The organism is Humidesulfovibrio sp. (assembly GCF_035560995.1).
Taxonomy (GTDB): domain Bacteria; phylum Desulfobacterota; class Desulfovibrionia; order Desulfovibrionales; family Desulfovibrionaceae; genus Humidesulfovibrio.
On the sequence record NZ_DATMYK010000080.1, the window covers coordinates 1 to 3,940 of the forward strand.

3 protein-coding genes and 1 pseudogene are annotated in these 3,940 nt (G+C 68.4%); all 4 read left to right on the plus strand.

Annotated features, from left to right (window positions below):
• Window positions 1–806 (plus strand): annotated as a pseudogene (locus tag VN419_RS03055) (hypothetical protein); the annotation flags it as partial.
• Window positions 803–1,975 (plus strand): DegT/DnrJ/EryC1/StrS family aminotransferase, encoded by a 1,173-nt coding sequence (locus VN419_RS03060; protein ID WP_325644322.1) that lies wholly within the window; start codon window positions 803–805, stop codon window positions 1,973–1,975. The pseudogene VN419_RS03055 and the gene VN419_RS03060, both read left to right, overlap by 4 nt.
• A 6-nt stretch (window positions 1,976–1,981) precedes the next feature.
• A complete protein-coding gene (locus VN419_RS03065) occupies window positions 1,982–2,719 on the plus strand; it encodes a hypothetical protein (protein ID WP_325644324.1) in 738 nt (245 codons plus the stop codon).
• 160 nt (window positions 2,720–2,879) lie between these two features.
• Window positions 2,880–3,674: a glycosyltransferase gene (locus VN419_RS03070; RefSeq protein ID WP_325644326.1), complete on the plus strand. Its 795-nt coding sequence runs from the start codon at window positions 2,880–2,882 to the stop codon at window positions 3,672–3,674.
• The last annotated feature ends 266 nt before the right edge of the window (window positions 3,675–3,940 follow it).

Consider the following 3,940-nt stretch of genomic DNA (forward strand, 5'->3'; position numbering starts at 1 on the left):
TGCTGGGCCCGGCCCACGCCCTGGCCCTGATGAACCTGCGGCAGAACGCGCCCAAGGACGCCACGGTCTGGACCTGGTGGGACTACGGCTACGCCACCCAGTACTATGCCGAGAGACCCACGCCCACGGACGGCGGCAGACACTCCGGGCGCGATATCTACGCCACGGCCCTGGCGCTGACCACGGACAGTTACCGCCAAGCCGCGCAGATCATCCGTCTTTCCGCCGCCCAAGGAGGCGACCCGGCCAAGCGCTGGGACACCATGCCTGCGCGCGCGGTGCAGCAGGAGCTGGAAGAACTGCGCCGGAGCGCTGCGCCCCTGCCCGCAGGCAAACCGCAACTGCTGACCGTGTGCTGGGAGAACCTGCCCCTTTTGTACTGGATCAGCTTCTACGGCTCGTGGGACGTGGTGGCGGGCACGGGCCGCCATGCGGCGGTGATGCAGATCTCCGAGGCCATGGACGTGGACAAGCTCCGGGGCGAGCTGAGCATCAAGAGCAAGAAGACCCCCCTGGCCCTGGCCAGCGCGGAGCTTTTCGACACCGAGGGCGCCACGCGCATCCAGATGACCGAGCACCCCGGCGGACCGCACCTTGTCATCAACAAGCTTTCCGGGCAGGCCTTGCTGCTGGACGACACGGCCTACAACAGCATGGCCGTGCAACTGCTCCTGGGCGATCCTGGCCGGCCGGAACAGGCGAAATATTTCAAACTTTTGCACGAGGGCTTCCCCCTTGTGCGCATCTACGAAGTCCTGCCCGGACCGGATGGCTCCGCAGCGCAGGCAAAGGCAGCAAAACCATGAGCATTCCCTTCATCGACCTCAAGACCCAGTACGCCCGCGTAGCGGGCCCGGTGGAGCAGGGCCTGCGCGCCGTGCTCGAATCCGGCGCGTTCATCAACGGACCGGAAGTGGTGAAACTGGAGAAGCGCCTGGCCGAATACTGCGGCACGCGCCACGCCGTTGGCTGCGCCTCCGGCACGGACGCCCTCATGATGGCCCTCATGGTCCTCAAGGTGGGCCCGGGCGACGCGGTGTTCTGCCCGTCCTTCACCTTCATGGCCACGGCCGAGGTCGTGGCGCTGCTGGGCGCCACGCCGGTGTTCGTGGACATGGACCCCGCCACTTTCAACATCGACGCGGCCCAGCTGGAAACGGCCATCCGCGCGGTGGAGACGGACGACGCCACCCTCTACCCCCTGCCCAGGCACACAGGAAAGCTGACGCCCAAGGCCGTCATCCCGGTGGACCTCTTCGGCCTGCTGGCCGACTACCAGGGCGTGCTGAGCGTTTCCGCCAAGCACGGGCTGTACGTCATCGAGGACGCGGCCCAGGCCTTCGGCGCCACCACGGAACTGGGCGGCGTCACCCGCCGGTCGTGCTCCTTCGGGCAGATCGCCTGCACGTCCTTCTTCCCGGCCAAGCCCCTGGGCTGCTATGGCGACGGCGGCATGTGCTTCACCGACGACGACGAGCTGCTGGCGCTTTTGCAGTCCGTGCGGGTGCACGGCCAGGGCGCGGACAAATATCAGAACGTGCGCCTGGGCATCACCGGCCGTCTCGACACCATGCAGGCCGCCGTCCTGCTGGCCAAGATGGACATCTTCGAGGACGAGCTGCGCCTGCGCCAGGAGGTTGCCGCCCGCTACGCGCAGCTTCTGGCCAAGATCCCGGGCCTGACCCTGCCGCACGTCCCGGCCGGGAACCTCTCGGTCTTCGCCCAGTACTGCATCCAGGCCGAGAGCACCGCGCACCGCACGGAGCTCCTGGCCAAACTCGCCAAGGCCGGGGTGCCCACCAGCATCTATTACCCCGTGCCCCTGCACCTGCAGCCCGCTTACGCCAACCTGGCCTACGCCGCCGGAACCCTGCCGGTCAGCGAGGCCGTGGCCGGGCGCATCTTCAGCATCCCCATGCACCCGTACCTCACGGCCCCGGTGCAGGAAGAAATCGCCAGGGCCATGGCGGAGTAGAGAACCATGCGGAACCTCTGGCGCGCGCTGCCCAGGCTGGCCCTTCCGGCCGCCATCGGGCTGGGGCTGGCCCACCTGGCCACGGGCTTCCTGCCCAAACCGGGGGCCACCCTGCGCCCGCCAGAGGAACTGCGCGCCATGGGCCAGGCCTATGGGGAGGAATCCCCGGTGCGGGCCATCTTCGAGCGCAACGTCCTGCAGCTGGAAAGCCCGCCCTTCGCCCCGCCGGGCAGGCCGCTGGACCCGCCCGCCGTGCCCGACGCGGCGGCGGCGGCCCTGGCGCATCCGTCCGAGGCCCAACAGCAGGGCCAGGCCAACCAGACAGGCGCGGCCGATACGCCCGGCGCGGCCTTTGCCCCGTTGGAACCAGTGCTGCTGCCCAAGCCCGTGGGACGCAAGGCTCCGGGCGTCCTGTCCGGCAGGGCCAGCGTGCAGGGCCTGGTGGCCCAGCCGGGCGCCAGCGGCGCTGGTGGGGCGAATGGCGGCCCAAGCGGCGGTCTGGAAGGCGTGCGGCTGGTGGGCGTCATTGCAGGCGGAGCCAAGCCCGCAGCCATGCTCCAGGTGGATGGCGCGGCCCAGACCCTGCACCCCGGCGATCTGGTCAAGGGCTGGCTGGTGGATTCCGTCAGCCCTGGCCGGGTGATTCTGCGCAAGGGGCAGGACACGCGCACCCTGCGCCTGCCGGAACCGGCGGGCCAGCCGCTGCAGACGGGCCACGCGGGGGCCAAACCCGCCCAGCCCTAAACATCCGCCCCGGACGGCCGATGAGCCCCGGTGGCGGCCCCGGTCCGCCGCAGCGCAACGAAGCCCCAACAGACCGCAACGGAGCGCAACAAAACACAAGGCCTCAGCGCGTCCAGATCCGGCCGCCACGGAACAACGCCCCCCAAGCCAAGGAGCCCCCATGCCGCGCGTCAGCATCGTCATCCCGAACTTCAACCAGCACAAGTACCTGCCCGCCTGCGTGGACCACTGCTGGTTCCAGACCCATGCGGACCTTGAGCTGATCATCGTGGACGGCGGCAGCACCGACGGCACCAAGGACTACCTGCGCGGCCTGCCCGACGAGCTGAACCTCACCGAGAGCAACCCCATCCTGCGCATGGGCGAGGACGGGAGCATCGTGCACAAGCGCTGCCGGAGCTTCCGCGAGGACACCCACGCCACCCACCCGGAGCGCATCCTCAAGATCATCGCCAGCGAGACGGACCTGGGCCGCACCGGCACCTACAACGCGGGCTTTTCCCAGGTCACGGGCGAGTACTGCACCTACATCGTGGGCGACGACCTGCCCCATCCGCACATGATCGAGGAGCTGGCCGGGACCCTGGACGAAACCGGGGCTGACCTGGCCTACTCGGACTTCAACATCATCACCGACGACGACCGCATCATGCGTCTGGTGCGCAAGCCGGACTACAGCTTCAAGGAATGCTTCGCCGAGTGGTTCCACATCGGCGTGTCCACCCTGCACCGCGCCAGCTGGCTGAAGAAGACCGGGCTCATGGACGAGAACTACCAGCACGCCAACGACTACGCCCACTACCTGCGCATGGCCATGAACGGCGCGCGCTTCGTCCATGTGCCGCGCGTGCTCTATTCCGTGCGCTTCCACGGGGCCATGACCCGGCACGAGGAGTCCCTGGCCCTGGTGCGCAGGGCGCGCGAACACCTCGCCACGCACGGTGCGGACGCCTAGGCGTCAAAAAACCGTTCGCTCTGTGAGCAATCCTGCCGGAGCAGGGCCCAACAAAATCACCGGCGCATTGACGCCTCGTCTAGACTTCTGCTAGAAACCTCCAGGAGCGTCTGCCAGAGCGCTTTCGCGCTGTATGGCCTGCCGCCCCAGCCCCCTTCCGCGAGCCAGGACGCCGAGGCTGGAACAAAACCTGCATCCATCCCGGCGCGACACGGAATTATTTGCCCGCCGAATCATCGCCGGATTTCCCGGCCCTGGGCACGCAA